Here is a 16,569-nt window from a genome sequence, read left to right as displayed (position 1 = left end):
GTGGACGCCGTGGCCTGACATCACGGCAGCGAAGGTCCGCAGTGGCCTTCATGCAAAAAAAAGGCCCCCACGCTTCCCCGCCATGCGTGGTCCGCTGCCCCCCCCCGAGGGGGCGCTTTTTGCCTTGGGGCGGCCCGGCGACAAAAAACCGCCAGATCCCCGGGATGCTGGCGGTTCTTTATTTTGTGCCTCCCCAAACCCAAACGCCCCCTCGAAGGGCAGCGGGCCGCATATTCAACCCGCTGCCAGCCCCATCAGGCTCATCTGCAAATGCCCGAGAACGATCATCACGATCTGCAGCAGCACCAGCGCAACCAGCGACGAAAAATCGATACCGCCCATCAACGGCACATAGCGGCGGATCGGGCGCAGGATCGGCTCACACAGCCTGGAGATCACACCGCTGATCGGCGAGCGCGTCTGCACCCACGACAGCACTGCGTGGACGATCACCAGCCCCATCATGCCCGTGACCGCCACGCGCAAGGCGCCAAACACCGCCAGCAGCAGCACGAACACAATGGGAACGCCCTGCGACGCCAGCAGCGCGAGAACCACGAACTGCACCAACTGCGCGAGCAACGCGCCCAGCACGCAGGACAGGTCCACCCGTCCGGCCGCCGGCAGCACCTTTCGCAGCGGCACGATCAGCCAATCGCTCAACGCGAACACCAGTTGCCCCACCGGGTTGGAGAAGGGAACGCGCTGCATCTGCATATACAGTCGCAGCAGGCAGGCAGCCGTCACCAGGCCGCAACCGATATTCAGCAACAGGGAGATGATTTGAAAAAGCATGGTGTGGAGACTCAAAATATGTCGGCAAACAATCAACGGCTCGCGCCACGTGGGATGATAGCGACGGCCACCGCGAACGATCTCCCATGCCCCAACAACTGACCCTGTCTTCCCTGCCGCTGTTCCCGCTGAATACCGTTCTCTTTCCGGACGGTGAACTGGCCCTGCATGTATTTGAAGTGCGCTACCTCGACATGGTGCGCAAGTGCCACCAGGCGGGCGCGCCGTTCGGCGTGGTGGCGCTGTCCAGCGGTTCGGAGGTGCGCAAGGCGGGCGCGCCCCAGGAGCAACTCTACGCCACGGGAACGCTGGCCTCCATCACCGAACTGCAGTCGCCGCAGCCCGGACTCATCAACCTGCGCTGCAAGGGCGGCGACCGGTTCCAGATCACACAGCAGAGGCTGCTCAACCACGGATTGTGGATCGCCGACGTACTGATCCTGCCTGCCGACCAGCAGGTCAGCGTGCCGCCGGAGCTTCTGGTCTGCTCCGAACTGCTGGCCAACGCGCTGCAATCGCTGCGCGAGCGCACGCCCGAGAACGCCGTGCACATCACGCCCACGGCCGGGCAGCTCAATGATTGCGCCTGGGTTTCCAACCGCTGGTGCGAGCTGCTTCCCATGCCCGTGGAGCTCAAGCAGCGCCTGATGACGCTGGACAACCCCATCGCGCGGCTGGAACTGGTGAGCGACGTGCTCGAGAAAACCGGCATCTCGCGCTGACGCGCCGAGGCACGGCCGCGCGTCAAGCGCCGCGCGCACGGTACTCCGGCACGTAGGCATGCAGCCCGTCGCGCAGTTCACCGGACGCCGGCGCCGCGCCCAGCCTCGCAATCCATTGCTGCAACTGCGGCAGATCCAGCGCCAGCACGGTACCGGCATCCTGGCGCACCACGCGAAGCTGCGGGTGGCTGGTCGCCGACGTGGTCTCGTCATTCGCCAGCCATTCCTCGAACAGTTTTTCTCCCGGGCGCAGGCCGGTGAACACGATCGGCACCTCGGCCTCGGTGCGGCCGGACAGGCGGATCAGCAGACGCGCCAGTTCCACGATCTTCACGGGCTCACCCATGTCCAGCACATAGATCTGGCCGGACTGCCCCAGGCGCCCTGCCTGCACCACCAGTTGCGCCGCCTCGGGAATGGTCATGAAATAGCGCACGATCTCCGGGTGCGTGACCGTCACCGGGCCGCCGCGCGCGATCTGCGAAGTGAACAACGGCACGACGGAACCGCTCGACCCCAGCACATTGCCGAAGCGCACCGCCACATACTCGGTGGATGGATATTGCCGCGCCATGGTCTGCGCCACGCGCTCGGCCAGCCGCTTGCTCGCACCCATGATGCTGGTGGGATTCACCGCCTTGTCCGTCGATACCAGCACGAAGCGCCGGGCACCGCACTCGCCCGCCACGCGCGCCACGTTGAGCGTGCCCAGCACGTTGGTGCGCAGCGCCTCCACCTCGTTGCACTCCTCCATCAGCGGCACGTGCTTGTAGGCCGCCGCATGGAAGATCACGACCGGGCGGAACTGGCTGGCAATCGCAAGAATGCGGTCATGCTCCCGCACGTTGGCGGTGAAATAGTGGCCCTGCATCTCGGGATGGGCCATGTGCAGCTCTTGCTCGAGCGTGTAGATGGCAGCTTCGGATACGTCCGCGCATACCAGGTGCGAGACGCCAAAGCGCGCGACCTGGCGGCACAGTTCCGCGCCGATCGATCCGCCCGCGCCGGTGATCATGACCGTCTGTCCCGACAGCCATTCGGCCAGATCGCCTGCATCCAGCACCACCGGGGAGCGCCCCAGCAGGTCTTCCAGTTCCACGCGGCGCAGATCGGTCGCCGGCACGCTGAGCCAGTGCTCCGCCGCCGGCATGGACAGCAGATTCAGCTGCGAGCCCGACCAGCGCAGCAGCACCTCGCGCCGCAACTGCGAACCCGGCGGGCTGGCCAGCAGGACCGAGCGCACGTTGTAGTCCTTGGCGATACGATCCAGCTCCCGGGTCGTTCCCACCACGCTCACGTTCTGCAGGCTCTGGCTCACGTCCTGCTCGCGCGGCGAGACGATGCCCGCCACGTGCCAGCCCTGCGTGCCCTTGATGGTGCGCATGGCCTGATCGGCTTCCTCCAGGGTGCCGACGATCAGCAGGGCCGTCTGCCCTGATTCACTGCGCGCATGACGCCGTTCGGCAAGAGAGCGCCAGGTCGCACGCGCGCCGGCCAGCATGGCCAGCACGAGCAGGCCGAAAATGGGGAACACCGAGCGAGCAAATCCCGGATAGCGCAGCACCATCACGCACGCCACAGTTCCCAGCACGCCGAGCAGCACACCCCACGCCAGTTGGCGCAGGTCGGCCAGGCTCACGTAGCGCCATGCCTGCCGCTGCACGCGCGCCAGCGACAGGCCCACCACCATGCATGCCACGGCCCACGGCAGGGTGTCCACGGCCATCGCGCGATACTCCTGCGGCCATTCGAAGTTGAAGCGCAGCCAGAACGCGAGCGCCCATGCGAGCGCAACCATCAGCACGTCAGCGAGTGCAAAAAACAGGGCGCCGCGGCTCCAATGCAATCCGTTCACAGTCATTTATTTCCATCGATCCTGCCGGCTCGCCATGGCCTTGAAGGTACGAGCCAGAATCAACACGTCCCCCGCAAGGCTGTGCTCTTTCACATAGTCCAGGTAGTACCGCGCCTTGAGCGGCATGATCTGCTCCACGTATGTACGCTCCACGTCCTGCGACCCCGCCAGCATGCGCTCCTCGTCGCGGAATGCAATGGCGGCGTTGTCCGTGATGCCCGGGCGCACCGACAGGATCCGCGCCCGCACATCGTCCGGGTACTTCGCCATGTAGCGCGGCACTTCGGGCCTCGGGCCGACCAGGCTCATATTACCCGCAAGCACATCCAGGAACTGAGGCAACTCGTCGAGCTTGTAGCGGCGCAGCGTCCGCCCGAGCGGCGTGATGCGGCTGTCGTGCGCAGCCGTGACCTGCGGCCCCTCGCCATCATGCACGCGCATGGTCCTGAACTTGTGGATGCGGAACTCCCTCCCATGCAGGCCAACGCGCACCTGCCGGTAGAATACCGGCCCCGGCGAGCCCAGCTTCACTGCCACTGCCACGGCCACGAGCAAGGGCGACAGCAGCACCAACCCCAGCAGAGCTCCCGCCACGTCGAACAGGCGCTTGGGCGTCACCGCGCCTCCATGGCACTGCGCACGGCGCTGGCCACGCGCAACACGTCTGCATCGCTCATGCGCGTATAGATCGGCAGCGATGCGGTGCTGCGGTACAGCGCCTCGCTCACGGGGAAATCCTTCTCGTGCAGTCCGCACGACTCCCTCCAGTAGCTCTGCCGATGCAGCGGTACGTAATGCACGCTCATGCCGATGCCCTGTCCGAACATGGCATCAACGAAGCGGTCCCGGTCGACGCCCGCGGGCAGCGCCACCGGATAGAGATGCCAGGCATGCAGGTCACCTTCGCTCGCATGCGGCGGCAGCGTGATGCCGGTGTCCTTGAGCAGCCGGTCATATTGCGCGGCAATTTCCGCGCGGCGGCCGCGCATGTCCATGGCCCGGCCCAGTTGCACCAGCCCCATCGCCGCCGCGATATCCGTCATGTTGTACTTGTAGCCCGGCGCGACGATGTCGTATCGCCATGCCGGCACCCTGGAGTTGAAGCGGGCGAAAGCGTCACGGTCGATGCCGTGCAGCCGCATCACGCGCGCGCGCCTGGCAAGCGCCTCGTCGCGCGTCACCAGCATGCCGCCCTCGCCCGTCGTCATGGTCTTGTTCGCATAGAAACTGAACACGGTGGCATCGCTTGCCAGCGTGCCGATCATGGCCCCGCGATGGGTGCACGGCAATGCATGCGCGGCATCCTCGATCACCTTCAGGCCATGGCGTTGAGCCATGCCGAGAATCGCGGACATGTCGGCGCTTCTCCCGCCGAAATGCACGGGAATGATGGCCCGCGTGCGCGCGGTGAGGCGCTTTTCGATGGCGCGCGGATCGATGCACCAGCTGTCCGGTTCGATATCCACGATCACCGGGTCGGCGCCCAGATAACGAATCACCTCGGCGCTCGCCGTGAAGGTGTGCGTTGTCGTGACGACCTCGTCTCCCGGCCCGACCCCCGCCGCCTCCAGCGCCAGATGCAGCCCCGCCGTGGCGGAGTTCACGGCGACGCACTGCAGGCTCGCGTCTCCAAGGAACCCGGCGAAGGCCTGTTCGAACCGCCGCGCCTTGGGGCCGGTGGTCAGCCAGCCCGAACGCAGCGTATCAACGACCTCCGCGATCTCCGCCTCCCCGATGTCGGGCAGCGCGAACGGCAGGGGTGGCAGCGCGTGGGATTTTTCCGGTTCAGTCATGGTGGGCTTTGGCAAGGGCTTTGTCGGACTATGAATTCTTTCGGAGGCAGGCGCATGCAGGCCGCGGCTCATCGCGTCAATGCGCCCCATTGCGGCCGAGGTCCACGGCCCAACAGGATATCGCGCCAGCCACAGAGCGATCCCCAGCCGTAGCCTACGTGATAGGCGGCAACCACCGCCACCACCCGCAGCGCCTTGCCAAGCGAATTGGCCTGCTCACGCATGCCGACCAGCGCCAGCGCGAGCAGCACGGCGTACGCGTCGACAAGCGCCACCAGCGGCCACGCCCGACCGGACAGCGCCAGCAGCGCCGCCGCCGCCAGGGCCACCACGAATGCCGCAGGCACGAGGTGGCGCAATGCGGCGGGCTGGCCATGCTTTCTGATCACGAACGGCTTCCAGTATCCATATTGCGCATATTGCCTGAATACCTGCGACAGCTTGCCGCGCGGAAAGTACGTGGACCGGATCCGGCTGCTCTGCCAGATGCACCCCCCGGCGCGGCGTATGCGCAGGTTGTGCTCGTCGTCCTGGTTGCGGACCAGCTCCTCGTCGAAGCCGCCCACCTTCGCCAGAGTCGCGCGCGGCCAGCAGCCAAGATAGACGGTATCCACCTCACCATCGAAATCCACATCGCGCGAACGCGCCCCGCCCGCGACCCACGGCGACTGGAACGCCGCCGCCACCGCCTTCTGCATGCCGCCGCTGCCCTGCGCGCGCCACGCGCCGCCCACATTGTCCGCGCCGGTCTGCTCCAGCACCTGCACGCATTGCAGCAGGTAGTCGTCGGCATACTGGCTGTGGATGTCCAGCCGCGCGATCACTGCGCCGCGCGAGGCCTCGATACAGCGGTTCAAGCCGGTGGACACGATGCGCTGCGGGTTCTCCACCCAGCGAAAGCGCGCGTCGGAAATACACCACTGGCTGAGCAGCTCGCGCGTGCCGTCGTCGCTCTGGCCGTCGGCGATCAGCACCTCGAGCGACCATCCCGGGGGCAGCAGCATCTCCGAGACGTTCCGGCAGAAGTCGGTGATGTAGCCCGCTTCATTGCGGCACGGGGCGATCACCGACAGCAGCATGGGCGTGGCATCCTCCACGCCGACGCCCGGCCACGGCGCGCTCGCCAACGGTTCTCCGGGATGGCTCACCGCGCCTCCTTGTCCGAGCAGCGGAAATAGAAGTGGTAGCGGTTCATCGGGAACACGCCGCTGTCCACGCGCGCAAAGCGCTCGCGCATCCGCGCGACCAGGGCGCCGCGGCGGGTCTGCCATTCGGAGGCGATCTCCCAGAAATGGCCATCGGTCAGTCGCCGCCTGCATGGAATCCGGATGCCGAGCGACACATCCACGAAACGGTTGTGAATGCCCAGCCGCCCCATGACGCCGGCCCACGGGAAATGTCCGGGCAACGAGATGAACGCCTCGGGCGCCAGGCCGCGGATGATGTCCAGGTTGCGGCCGAACTCGCTGAACGGCATGTGCTCCAGCACCTCGCAGCAGGAGACCACGTCGAACTGCTCGCCCTCCAGGTGCCGGGGCAGCTCATGCAGCGGCGCGCATACGTCCGGGCGCAGCGCCGGGTTGATGTCCGCAGTCACCACATCCACCCCCGCCTGCCGGAGAAATGTCGAGACAAAGCCGTTGCCGATGCCGATCTCCAGCACCCTCCGGGGACGGAAGCTGTGCAGTTGCCTGATCTGATACGACATCGAGAAAAGATGCTCCGGCGAGAAATTGCTCTCATCGGTGTAGTAGGAACGCGCGAGCCCTGCCTCGCGCCGGGAGCCCACTTTGCCTTGTCTGCTCATAAATCTGGTGATGCTGGTCGAAGCGCCGCGCAATGCTGGCAGCCGATGCCGGCGGCGCAAAACCTCAAGTATCGTCCCGAACTGCCTTCAGCGCCGCGTAAACGTAACCCAAATACACAAAGGATGCGCTCACGGCATACACGGTTGCAACTCCATCGAGCCCCGCCAGGGGGAAACCTGCCAGCACCGACAGCAGAGCGCATGCGAAAAGCAGGCACTGCCCCAGCAGGCTGAGCCCCAGCCAGCCACGCCACGGCAGCAGAAAAGCCAGGGGGCTGGCCACGAACCGGACCATGCCCAGCGGCAGCAGCCACAGGACCACCGTCACCAGCGCCGGCCCCTGCGCCGGAAATACCCATGGCAGCAACGCCAGCGCGCCCAGCGCCGCCACGGCATGCGTTGCCAGCGACAGGCCCGCCATGCGCCGGATCGACTGGCGCATCATCGGCAAAAGCATCGCGCCACGCCCCACGGCCACCACGCGCGCGCGCAGGCGGTCCGCCATGGCCAGGCCGAACACGCTGGTCGGCAGCATGGCGATGCGCAGCGCCAGCGCCGCCGTACCGGCCATCGCATCGCCCGCGAGCAGTCCGATCAGCAGAACCTGCCCATGGTTGGCGCTGGTATTGAGCATAAAGGCCGGAAGCTCCGCGCGCACGAACGGCCAATGCTTCGCCGCCACCAGCCGGGCGCGTGCAGCGCGCGCTTTCCGGGGCGCCCCCGCGCACCGCGCATTGAGCCACGCGCACGCCGGCAGCCAGCACAGCCAGGCCGACAGCGGAATCGACCATTCGATGGCCTCATCCAGGCGCAGCAGCCAGGCCAGCGCCAGGACCGCCGCCATCACGATGGCGGGCGCGCCGCGCAGCGCCGCCGCCAGCACCGTCGAGCCACTGCGCGCCTCGCGCGAAGCCAGCACCAGCATGCCGGCCTGGGGCAGCACGGCCAGGCTGGCCGCCCACAACCACGCAGGCACGTCCTCCCGCAGGCTGGCGAGCGAGAGCAGCGCAACCAGCAGCACGCTGCAAGTCAGCGCGCCGGTTTCCGCCAGGCCAAACAGGGACTGCGCGCGGCGCGGTCTGCGTTCCAGCTGCCCGGCATATTCGAGCCGCAGCGTGACGGCCGCAGGCAGCATCGCAGCAAGCGCCAGTCCTTGCCCGAACGCGCCAAAGCGTTGCGCACCAGCCCACCATGACACGCCCCAGGCGCAGGCAAAGAACGCGGCATGCTGCGCCAAGGTCCACAACGCCGCACCGCCGAGTCCCGGCAGCCAGCCGCGCGCCGGGCCGGATGCCACGGCCGTCGGAAGAGCTTGGCGTTCGGCCATCGTGATTCAGCCCATCACGGGGCCGAGCGGCGACCGACGCCCTGGTAGAAGAAACCGAGCCGCTTCATGTCCGCCGGATCGAAGAGATTGCGCCCGTCGAAGATCACCGGCTGCCTGAGCAGCCTGCGCAGCGCCGGGAAATCAGGGCTGCGGTACACCTTCCATTCCGTTGCGATCACCAGCGCATCCGCGCCGCACGCCGCCTGCATGGGATCGGCGGCAAAGTCCACGTGCCTGCCCAGGCGGGCCACGTTCTCTGCCGGCATCAATTGTTCGAGCGAGCGCACCTGCGGATCATGCGCCTGGATGCGCGCGCCCAGCGCAACCAGCCGGCGCACGATGTAGCGGCTGGGGGCTTCGCGCACGTCGTCGGTCGCGGGCTTGAAGGCCAGGCCCCACAGCGCAATGACCTTTCCCTGCAGCGAGCCGCCGAAATAATCCTCGATGCGTTCCACGAAGCGCCGCTTCTGCGCATCGTTGACCGCGCGCACCGCCTCGACGACACGCATGCGCTCACCATGCTCGCGCGCCGTGTGGCACAGCGCGGCCACATCCTTGGGAAAGCATGAGCCGCCATAGCCCAGCCCCGCATAGATGAAGTCATAGCCGATGCGGCGATCCGAGCCTATGCCCTGGCGCACTTTCTCGATGTCCGCGCCCAGCGCATCCGCCAGATTGGCCATGTCGTTCATGAAGCTGATCTTGGTGGCCAGCAGCGCATTGGCCGCGTATTTCGTCAGCTCGGCGCTCCTGACGTCCATGACGATCAGGCGCTCCCGGTTGCGGTTGAACGGCGCGTAGACCTGGCGCATCAGCGCCTCGGCCTTGCGGCCAGCGGCATCGTCGCTCACGCCGATGACGACGCGGTCGGGCCGCATGAAATCCTCCACCGCGGCGCCTTCCTTCAGGAACTCCGGGTTGGACACGACGGTGAATTCCGGCGGCCTGCGCCCAGGCTTCTCGCGCCGCGCGCGCCTTTTCATCGCGCGGGAGATGGTCTCGCGCACCTTGTCCGCCGTTCCCACCGGGACGGTCGATTTATCCACCACGACAAGAAACCTCGACAGCGATTCACCGATGGCGTCCGCCACGGCCAGCACCTGGCCGATATCGGCGCTCGAATCACCGGCAGGCGGTGTTCCCACGGCGATGAACAGGATGTCCGCATGGGCAACGCCCGCCTTCATGTCCGTCGTGAACACCAGACGGCCCGCCCCATTGTTCTTCGCCACCAACTCCGGCAGCCCGGGCTCGAAAATGGGAACCTGGGCCTGCTTGAGCCGCTCCACGCGCCCGGCATCCCGATCCACGCACAGGACGTGGTTGCCCAGTTCCGCAAAACACGCGGCGGACACCAGTCCCACATATCCCGCGCCAACAATGGTGATTTTCATGATTTAGCCTGGCCGCCGATGGATCAAAAAGCCCTTGTATGCCCGAGTTACATGTAAGGATTTAAAATCGAGGGTTTTCCGACGCACGAAGCCGCCAAGAAAAGCCCCTGGCTCAGGGTTGGCGGCGCCTTGAACGTCGCTATTGTCACCCCTTCGGGCAAGAACCCACTCTTTATGTCATCCGAACAGCCAACGACCACCCCTGCCGTCACCATGGACGAAAACAAGCTCGTCGCCGAGCGCCGCGAGAAACTCAAGGCGCTGCGTGAAGCGCAGGCTCAGGGCAAGGGCGTGGCGTTCCCCAATGACTTCAAGCCGGCCGATCATGCGGGCGATCTGGCCGCGGCCCACGGCGCAGCCGACGCCGAAACCCTCGAGGCGCAGCAGGTGGGCGTGAGCATCGCCGGACGCATGATGCTCAAGCGCGTGATGGGCAAGGCCAGCTTCGCCACCGTGCAGGACGCATCCGGCCGCATCCAGCTCTACGTGACGCGCGACGCCATCGGCGAAGACGTCTATGCCGATTTCAAGAAGTGGGATCTGGGCGACATCATCGGCGCGGAGGGCACGCTGATGAAGACCAAGGCAGGCGAGCTTTCGGTGAAGGTCACCCGGCTGCGCATGCTCACCAAGAGCCTGCGCCCCATGCCCGACAAATTCCACGGCGTGGCCGACCAGGAAGTGAAATACCGCCAGCGCTACATCGACCTGATGACCGACGAGGACGCGCGCAAGCGCTTCATCGCGCGCAGCAAGGCGGTTGCGGGTATCCGCAGCTTCATGGTGGAGAACGGCTTCCTCGAAGTGGAAACCCCCATGCTGCACCCGATTCCCGGGGGCGCCAACGCCAAGCCGTTCGTCACGCACCACAACGCGCTCGATCAGGAAATGTACCTGCGCATCGCGCCCGAGCTGTACCTCAAGCGCCTGATCGTCGGCGGCTTCGAGCGCGTGTTCGAGATCAACCGCAACTTCCGCAACGAAGGCATCTCGGTGCGCCACAACCCCGAATTCACCATGATGGAGTTCTACGCCGCGTACTGGAACTACCAGGACCTCATGGACTACACCGAAGCCATCGTGCGCGACGCCGCCAGGAACGCGCGCGGCTCGCTGGTGTTCGAATACGGCGGCAGGGAGGTCGATCTCTCCAAGCCGTTCGAGCGCCTGACGATTCCCGAATCCATCGTGAAATTCACCGACGCGGGCGAGAACGTCAACAGCCGCGACTGGCTGATCAACGCGCTCAGGAAGCTGGGCATGACCGAGGAGAAAGACAAGCTCTCGGCGCGTTCCCTGGCAAGCCTGCAGGTGCTCTATTTCGAGGAAGTGGTCGAAGAAAAGCTCTGGCAGCCCACCTTCATCATGGAGCACCCCACCGAGATCTCGCCGCTGGCCCGCGCCAACGACCAGCGCCCCGAAGTGACCGAGCGCTTCGAGCTCTACATCACCGGCCGCGAATTCGGCAACGGTTTCTCCGAATTGAACGATGCGGAAGACCAGGCCGCGCGCTTCAACGCGCAGGTCGAGGCCAAGGACGGCGGGGACGACGAGGCCATGTATTTCGACCACGACTTCGTTCGCGCGCTCGAATACGGCATGCCCCCCACGGGCGGCTGCGGCATCGGCATCGACCGCCTGATGATGCTGTTGACCGACAGCCCCAGCATCCGCGACATCATCCTGTTCCCCGCCCTGCGCAGAGAACAGTAACAAATCGCTTCAAAAGGGCGTTACACTCGGCTCCTGAGATTCTTAAACATTCGCAAACTCGATAGTAATTTTTGACTATCGAAACGATACTGCGAATCGTGCGAGCACCCATGAGCCGATCATTCAACGCCCTCCCCAGGGAGACCGCGCAGGATTCCCCGGACGAGCATCCCTTCACGGTATTGCTGGTCGATGATCTCGCGTCCATGCGCGCCGCTCTCTCGGACGAACTGCGCCACGCGGGCGTTTCCTCGGTGCTGCAGGCATCCGATGCCGAGCTGGCCTTGCAGCTCTTCAGGCATCACCGCCCGGACATGGTGCTGCTCGACATCCGCCTGGCGGGCATGCACGACGGCTACTGGGTCGCGCAGCGCATGCGCGAGATGGAACCCGGCGGCTGGACCCCCATCATCTTTCTCTCCGGGCTCGACGGAGACCTGGACGTATGGCGCGGCATCGAGGCCGGCGGCGACGACTACCTGGTCAAGCCCGTCAAGCCGATCGTGCTCGCGGCCAAGCTGCGCGCCATGCGGCGGCTCCATGAGATGCGCCGCAGGCTGGTCCAGCTCTCGGACGAGCTGCATGCCGCCAACCAGCAGCTCAATGAAATGGTCGAGCTGGACCCGGTCACGGGCCTGGTCAACCGGCGCGGCTTCGACCGCATCCTGCACACCGAGATCGAGGCCGCCCGGTGCGACCGCACTCCGCTGACGCTCATGCTGTGCGACCTCGACCATTTCAAGCGCCTGAACGACGCCGCCGGCCACGTACGAGGCGACCATTGCCTGCGCGAGGTGGCCCGCGTGCTGCGCGAGGTCTGCGTACGCCCGCGCGACGTGGCCTCGCGCTACGGCGGGGAAGAGTTCGCGCTCATTCTTCCCAACACGCCGCGCGCCGGCGCGATGACTTTCGCGCGCGCGCTCGGCGGTCTGCTCAAGGCCCGCAACATCCAGCATCCCGACTCTCCCGTCGGCCCCGTGCTCACGCTCTCTGGCGGCATCACCACCTGCGTGCCGGATGGCGCCACGAGCGCCGTCTCCATGGTGCTGCGCGCCGACGAGGCGCTCTACGCGGCCAAGACGCAGGGGCGGGACCGCTTCTTCAGCTTCGAGATGCAGATGGACACCATTGCACAGCGCAAACTCTGAACCGCGAGGCTGACGGGCAGCCATTCCCGCCTTATAGTCCTGTCTGACCCGGGCGATGCATTGACGGCGCGTGCGCATCATGGCCGCGCATGCAAGGCGCAATCATCGCCGCGCCCCGTTCACGCCAGCGGGCTCCGCTCCTCCCGCCTGCTTCACCATTTCTCCTGCCAACGCTCCGTGCATGATGATTAGATGGAAAACCTACCTCCCCCCCTGGATCCAGGACTGGCTGGAGCTGCTCGTTCCCGGCTTCCAGATCGCGCTGATCCTGGTCGGTGCCGTGCTGCTGCACAACACGTTCAAACGCATCCTGCACCGGGCGGGTGACCACTATCAGTTCCCGCACGAGCTGACGATGCCGGTCACTGCGGTGGTGCGCTGGCTCATCATCCTGAGCGCCACGCTGATGGTGCTCGAGCGCCTGGGCGTTTCCGCATCGGTGCTGTGGACCGCGTTCACCGGTTTTGCCACAGTGGGCGCCGTCGCCTTCTTCGCTGCGTGGAGCGTGCTCTCCAACCTTTTCTGCGCATTCCTGATCTTCACCGTGGGTCCGTTCCGCGTGGGCGACCACATCGAAGTGCTGGACACGGCGGAAAAACAGGGCGCCGTGGGCAGGGTCGTGGACATCAACCTGCTCTACACCACGCTTGAAGATTCGACGGCGGCCACGCCGGGCACGCTTTTGCAGATACCCAACGCGCTGATCTTCCAGCGCATGGTGCGCCGCTGGCGCGCCGGCACGCCCCTGCCCGAAAGCAAGACCCGCTCGCCCGCGGATGCGGCGGTCTCGCCGGCCCCCGAAGCGCCTCCCGCGCCCAAGCCCGCGTCCTTTCCTTGAGAAGCGGCGGCAGCAGCCGCCGGGCTACCGCTCGCCAAAACAGATACCGATATCGCGCCCCGTGACGACGAGGTCATGATCCACCGGCACCGTGCGCTGCACATTCGCCACATCCGACATGGCCACGCTGCCGATGGCGCCGCACTGCAGCGTCACCATCCGCCCGGATGCGCCGGCGATCACCAGCTCTGCGGCATGATGGCCGAAACGCGTTGCCAGCACGCGGTCAAAAGGCGTGGGGTCGCCGCCGCGCTGCAAGTGGCCAAGCACCGTGGCGCGCACCTCGCTCTTCAGATGCGGCTGCAAGCGCTCACGCAATACATTCGCCACGCCGCCCAGCCGCATGGGCTCGGGACTGCCCGCGACGTGCTCGCGCACCGTGAGGCTGGCGCCGGTTTCCTTCGCCCCTTCGCCGATGCAGATGATGGTGTAGCGCTGGCGCCGCTCGCGCTCCCTGCAGCGCTCGATGATGGAGCCGAGGTCGAAGTCGATCTCAGGCAAAAGAATAATGTCCGCTCCCGCAGCCATGCCCGACTCCAGCGCCAGCCAACCCGCGTGGCGTCCCATGGTTTCGACGATCATCACGCGATGGTGACTGTAAGCCGTGCTCTCGATGCGGCGCAGGCCCTCGGTCGCCGTGGCGACGGCGGTGTCAAAGCCAAAACTGCGCTCGCAGTTGGCGATGTCGTTGTCGATGGTCTTGGGCACGCCGATGCATTCGAGGCCGATGCGCCGCTGCAGGCCATGCGCGAGCGACATGGTGCCGTCGCCGCCGATCACCACCAGCATATCGAGACCCAGCTCGCGCGCGTTGCGAGCCACCTGCCGGGTTGTCGCCTCGTCGCGCAGCGGGTTGGCGCTGTTGCTGGTTCCCAGGATCGTTCCGCCCGTATGCAGGATGCCCGAGACGCCATCCCAGTCCAGCGGACGCACACGCGGCGGATCGCTCATCAGCCCATCGAATCCGTCCTCGATGCCGATCACCTCGCAGCGCCCGTGATGGATCAGCGATTTGGTCACGGCGCGGATCACCGCGTTCAAGCCCGGGCAGTCGCCGCCACCCGTCAAAACTCCCACACGCATTCAGTCACGCTCCCATCGGTCAATGCTTCAAACCGGAAACCGGCAGGCGGCATCATCCCATGCGCCAGCGCCCTTGGGAATGGCTGTCATGCGCCGCATCCGGCGCCGCCCTTGCCCGGTCCGCCTTCGTCGATGCGATGCCGCCGTGCATCCAGGCGCCAGCGGCGGTTGTGGAATGCCAGCACGCTGTCGCGGTGCGCAATCGATACCAGGGCGCCGTTGCCTTGCCCGACCAGTTCCACCAGGCGCTGGTAGACGGCGGCCTCCGTATCGTTGTCCAGGGCGCTGGTGGATTCGTCGGCGAACACCCATGCGGGCCGCTTGAGCAAAACACGCGCTATCGCAAGCCGTTGCTGCTCGCCGCCAGACAGCACCGCGTTCCAGACGGCCTGCTCATCCAGCCGCGCGGCCAGGCCGGGCAGTTGCGCATCATCGAGCGCCCTCGCCAGCGCCGCGTCGGCATAGCGCGAGGCGGGCTCCGGATAGGCCAGCGCATCGCGCAGGCTTCCTTCCGGGAAATAAGGGCGCTGCGGGATGAACATGGCATCGTCCGGGCGCTTCACCAGTCCCCTGGCGAAAGGCCAGATGCCCGCGAACACGCGCATCAGCGTGGACTTGCCGCTACCCGATGCGCCGCTGATCAGCACACGGTCGCCGCCGCGCACGTCAAGCGCCGCGTGGGCAAGTATGGGTTCGCCACGCGGCAGATCCACCTCCAGCCCGGCCGTCTCCAGATGCCCGCCCGGCTCCAGCCGCGCGCCATCCCGTGCGTGCATGCCCTGTTCCTCCAGACTCTCGTCGAAGCCCGAGAGACGCTGCGTGGTCGCGCGCCATGCCGCGATGTCCTGGTAGTTGTTCACCACCCAGCTGAGCGAATCGGACACCTGGCCGAACGCGGAGCTGATCTGCATGAGCTGGCCCAGCTGGATCGCACCGCTGAAAAAACGCGGCGCGGCGATGATGAACGGGAACACCACCGCGGCCTGCCCGAAGAACGTCGTGAACCAGATGAGGTTCTTCTGCTTGCGGATCAACGCCAGGTAGTTGTCCAGTACGTCGCCGAAACGCAGCGACAGCCGCTCACCTTCCACGCGCTCACCGCCATCGAGCGCAATCGCCTCGGCATGCTCGCGCACGCGGATCATGTAGTGACGGAAATTCGCTTCGAACCGTTGCTGGCGATTGTTGAGCAGCACCTGCGGAGCGCCCACCCGGAAAGTGATGGCCGTGCCGACAATGCAGTAAAGCACCGCCATCCACACCATGAAGCCCGCAATCTCCCAGGTGCCCGCGCCCAGCGCCTGCGGCGCGTGTATTTCCATGACGCCGCTGAGCCCCCAGAGAATGCCCACGAAGCTCACGAACGTGACCACCGCGTTGAGCAGGCCCATCGCCAGCGAAACGGTGTACGTGGTGAACAGGTTCAGGTCTTCCTGGATGCGCTGGTCCGGGTTGTCGGGCACCTGCGCCTCGGAGGACCGCGCCAGCTCCAGCCGGTAGAAAGCCTTGGCATCGAGCCAGCGCGAGAGCATCCGCTGCGTGAGCCAGCGCCGCCAGTTCAATTGCAGCAACTGGGTCAGGTAGAACTTGTAGACGGCGATGAGAATGTAGATCGCCGCCAGCCAGCAGAATTTGCCGAGCTGCCGCCAGAACACGTCCGCCTGCTTGTTTTGCAGCGCATCGTAGAACACGCGATTCCACTCGTTGAGCTGCACCAGCATGAAGACCACGCCGAGATTGAGCGCCACGATCGCGGCGAGCAGCCCCCAGGCGCGCCCCTTTTCCTCCGACACGAAATAGGGCCGCGCCAGCGCGCTTGCCTGCCGGGTGATGCGCGCCGCATTGCACAGCTTTTGTTTCAGACTCATCGCGTTCCTTGTTGTTGTGAATCTGCGGAACCTGCCCGCACGTCCTTGCGTGCAATGTAGGGCCGAAGGCTGAGGCGGAGCTTAAGAGCTGCTAACACGACCCAGCAAACCGAAGGTTTGCGATCGAGACGAGGCGCGAAGCCGCAGGCAGTACAAGCGTACGACAAGGCAAAGCAACGACGTATCGAGGGTTGTGTTAGCGGCTCTAAAAACCGCGCATGCCTGC

Annotated in this window: 14 protein-coding genes; 4 read left to right on the top strand and 10 right to left on the bottom strand. The window is 65.9% G+C overall.

What is annotated here, in order from left to right:
* Positions 1 to 234: 234 nt before the first annotated feature.
* Positions 235 to 795: a YggT family protein gene (locus ABWP92_RS11390; RefSeq protein ID WP_353235498.1), complete on the bottom strand. Its 561-nt coding sequence runs from the start codon at positions 793 to 795 to the stop codon at positions 235 to 237.
* Between the two features lie 86 nt (positions 796 to 881).
* Between ABWP92_RS11390 and ABWP92_RS11385 the strand changes: the two genes are divergently transcribed.
* Positions 882 to 1,517: an LON peptidase substrate-binding domain-containing protein gene (locus tag ABWP92_RS11385; protein WP_353235497.1), complete on the top strand. Its 636-nt coding sequence runs from the start codon at positions 882 to 884 to the stop codon at positions 1,515 to 1,517.
* Positions 1,518 to 1,539: 22 nt separating this feature from the next.
* Here ABWP92_RS11385 and ABWP92_RS11380 read toward each other — a convergent pair whose 3' ends face one another.
* From ABWP92_RS11380 to ABWP92_RS11350, 7 genes are all read right to left on the bottom strand, one after another.
* On the bottom strand, positions 1,540 to 3,372 hold the full coding sequence (locus tag ABWP92_RS11380; RefSeq protein WP_353235496.1) for a polysaccharide biosynthesis protein: 1,833 nt from the start codon (positions 3,370 to 3,372) through the stop codon (positions 1,540 to 1,542).
* A gap of 6 nt (positions 3,373 to 3,378) precedes the next feature.
* Entirely contained in the window at positions 3,379 to 3,990 is a 612-nt protein-coding gene (locus ABWP92_RS11375; protein WP_353235495.1) for a sugar transferase, read from the bottom strand.
* A complete protein-coding gene (locus ABWP92_RS11370) occupies positions 3,987 to 5,165 on the bottom strand; it encodes a DegT/DnrJ/EryC1/StrS family aminotransferase (protein ID WP_353235494.1) in 1,179 nt (392 codons plus the stop codon). Before ABWP92_RS11370 ends, ABWP92_RS11375 begins: the two co-directional genes overlap by 4 nt.
* Positions 5,166 to 5,233: 68 nt before the next feature.
* Positions 5,234 to 6,244, bottom strand: coding sequence for a glycosyltransferase family 2 protein (locus ABWP92_RS11365; RefSeq protein ID WP_502907513.1), 1,011 nt, complete (start codon positions 6,242 to 6,244; stop codon positions 5,234 to 5,236).
* A 65-nt stretch (positions 6,245 to 6,309) separates the two neighbouring features.
* Positions 6,310 to 6,972, bottom strand: a complete 663-nt coding sequence (locus ABWP92_RS11360; protein ID WP_353235492.1) for a class I SAM-dependent methyltransferase — start codon at positions 6,970 to 6,972, stop codon at positions 6,310 to 6,312.
* 64 nt (positions 6,973 to 7,036) lie between these two features.
* On the bottom strand, positions 7,037 to 8,299 hold the full coding sequence (locus tag ABWP92_RS11355; RefSeq protein WP_353235491.1) for a polysaccharide biosynthesis protein: 1,263 nt from the start codon (positions 8,297 to 8,299) through the stop codon (positions 7,037 to 7,039).
* A 14-nt stretch (positions 8,300 to 8,313) separates the two neighbouring features.
* Entirely contained in the window at positions 8,314 to 9,693 is a 1,380-nt protein-coding gene (locus ABWP92_RS11350; RefSeq protein WP_353235490.1) for a UDP-glucose dehydrogenase family protein, read from the bottom strand.
* Between the two features lie 174 nt (positions 9,694 to 9,867).
* Here ABWP92_RS11350 and lysS point away from each other — a divergent pair, with 174 nt between their 5' ends.
* The 3 genes from lysS (at position 9,868) to ABWP92_RS11335 (ending at position 13,392) form a co-directional block, all read left to right on the top strand.
* The gene (gene lysS / locus ABWP92_RS11345; protein ID WP_353235489.1) at positions 9,868 to 11,406 is read left to right on the top strand and encodes a lysine--tRNA ligase; all 1,539 of its coding nucleotides are present in this window, start codon (positions 9,868 to 9,870) and stop codon (positions 11,404 to 11,406) included.
* Positions 11,407 to 11,516: 110 nt separating this feature from the next.
* Positions 11,517 to 12,554: a GGDEF domain-containing response regulator gene (locus ABWP92_RS11340; RefSeq protein ID WP_353235488.1), complete on the top strand. Its 1,038-nt coding sequence runs from the start codon at positions 11,517 to 11,519 to the stop codon at positions 12,552 to 12,554.
* A gap of 181 nt (positions 12,555 to 12,735) precedes the next feature.
* Positions 12,736 to 13,392 (top strand): mechanosensitive ion channel family protein, encoded by a 657-nt coding sequence (locus ABWP92_RS11335; RefSeq protein WP_353235487.1) that lies wholly within the window; start codon positions 12,736 to 12,738, stop codon positions 13,390 to 13,392.
* Positions 13,393 to 13,416: 24 nt separating this feature from the next.
* Here the strand turns inward: ABWP92_RS11335 and ABWP92_RS11330 are convergent, their stop codons facing one another.
* Together ABWP92_RS11330 and ABWP92_RS11325 are read right to left on the bottom strand one after the other, a co-directional pair.
* Complete coding sequence (locus ABWP92_RS11330) at positions 13,417 to 14,475, bottom strand: 6-phosphofructokinase (protein WP_353235486.1); 1,059 nt, start codon at positions 14,473 to 14,475, stop codon at positions 13,417 to 13,419.
* Positions 14,476 to 14,561: 86 nt separating this feature from the next.
* On the bottom strand, positions 14,562 to 16,343 hold the full coding sequence (locus ABWP92_RS11325; protein WP_353235485.1) for an ABC transporter ATP-binding protein/permease: 1,782 nt from the start codon (positions 16,341 to 16,343) through the stop codon (positions 14,562 to 14,564).
* Between the last annotated feature and the right edge of the window lie 226 nt (positions 16,344 to 16,569).

It is taken from the genome of Diaphorobacter ruginosibacter (assembly GCF_040396215.1).
Classification (GTDB): domain Bacteria; phylum Pseudomonadota; class Gammaproteobacteria; order Burkholderiales; family Burkholderiaceae_C; genus Diaphorobacter_A; species Diaphorobacter_A ruginosibacter_A.
Note: the sequence above shows the minus strand (reverse complement) of the source record. Positions and strands in the feature narration are given on the sequence as shown.

Excerpts from the sequence above, each read along its gene's own strand:
- lysS (WP_353235489.1), top strand. The coding sequence starts at position 9,868 with ATGTCATCCGAACAGCCAACGACCACCCCTGCCGTCACCATGGACGAA.
- ABWP92_RS11360 (WP_353235492.1), bottom strand. The coding sequence starts at position 6,972 with ATGAGCAGACAAGGCAAAGTGGGCTCCCGGCGCGAGGCAGGGCTCGCG.
- ABWP92_RS11385 (WP_353235497.1), top strand. The coding sequence starts at position 882 with ATGCCCCAACAACTGACCCTGTCTTCCCTGCCGCTGTTCCCGCTGAAT.
- ABWP92_RS11370 (WP_353235494.1), bottom strand. The coding sequence starts at position 5,165 with ATGACTGAACCGGAAAAATCCCACGCGCTGCCACCCCTGCCGTTCGCG.
- ABWP92_RS11350 (WP_353235490.1), bottom strand. The coding sequence starts at position 9,693 with ATGAAAATCACCATTGTTGGCGCGGGATATGTGGGACTGGTGTCCGCC.
- ABWP92_RS11335 (WP_353235487.1), top strand. The coding sequence starts at position 12,736 with ATGATGATTAGATGGAAAACCTACCTCCCCCCCTGGATCCAGGACTGG.
- ABWP92_RS11365 (WP_502907513.1), bottom strand. The coding sequence starts at position 6,244 with ATGCTGCTGTCGGTGATCGCCCCGTGCCGCAATGAAGCGGGCTACATC.
- ABWP92_RS11390 (WP_353235498.1), bottom strand. The coding sequence starts at position 795 with ATGCTTTTTCAAATCATCTCCCTGTTGCTGAATATCGGTTGCGGCCTG.
- ABWP92_RS11325 (WP_353235485.1), bottom strand. The coding sequence starts at position 16,343 with ATGAGTCTGAAACAAAAGCTGTGCAATGCGGCGCGCATCACCCGGCAG.
- ABWP92_RS11355 (WP_353235491.1), bottom strand. The coding sequence starts at position 8,299 with ATGGCCGAACGCCAAGCTCTTCCGACGGCCGTGGCATCCGGCCCGGCG.
- ABWP92_RS11340 (WP_353235488.1), top strand. The coding sequence starts at position 11,517 with ATGAGCCGATCATTCAACGCCCTCCCCAGGGAGACCGCGCAGGATTCC.
- ABWP92_RS11330 (WP_353235486.1), bottom strand. The coding sequence starts at position 14,475 with ATGCGTGTGGGAGTTTTGACGGGTGGCGGCGACTGCCCGGGCTTGAAC.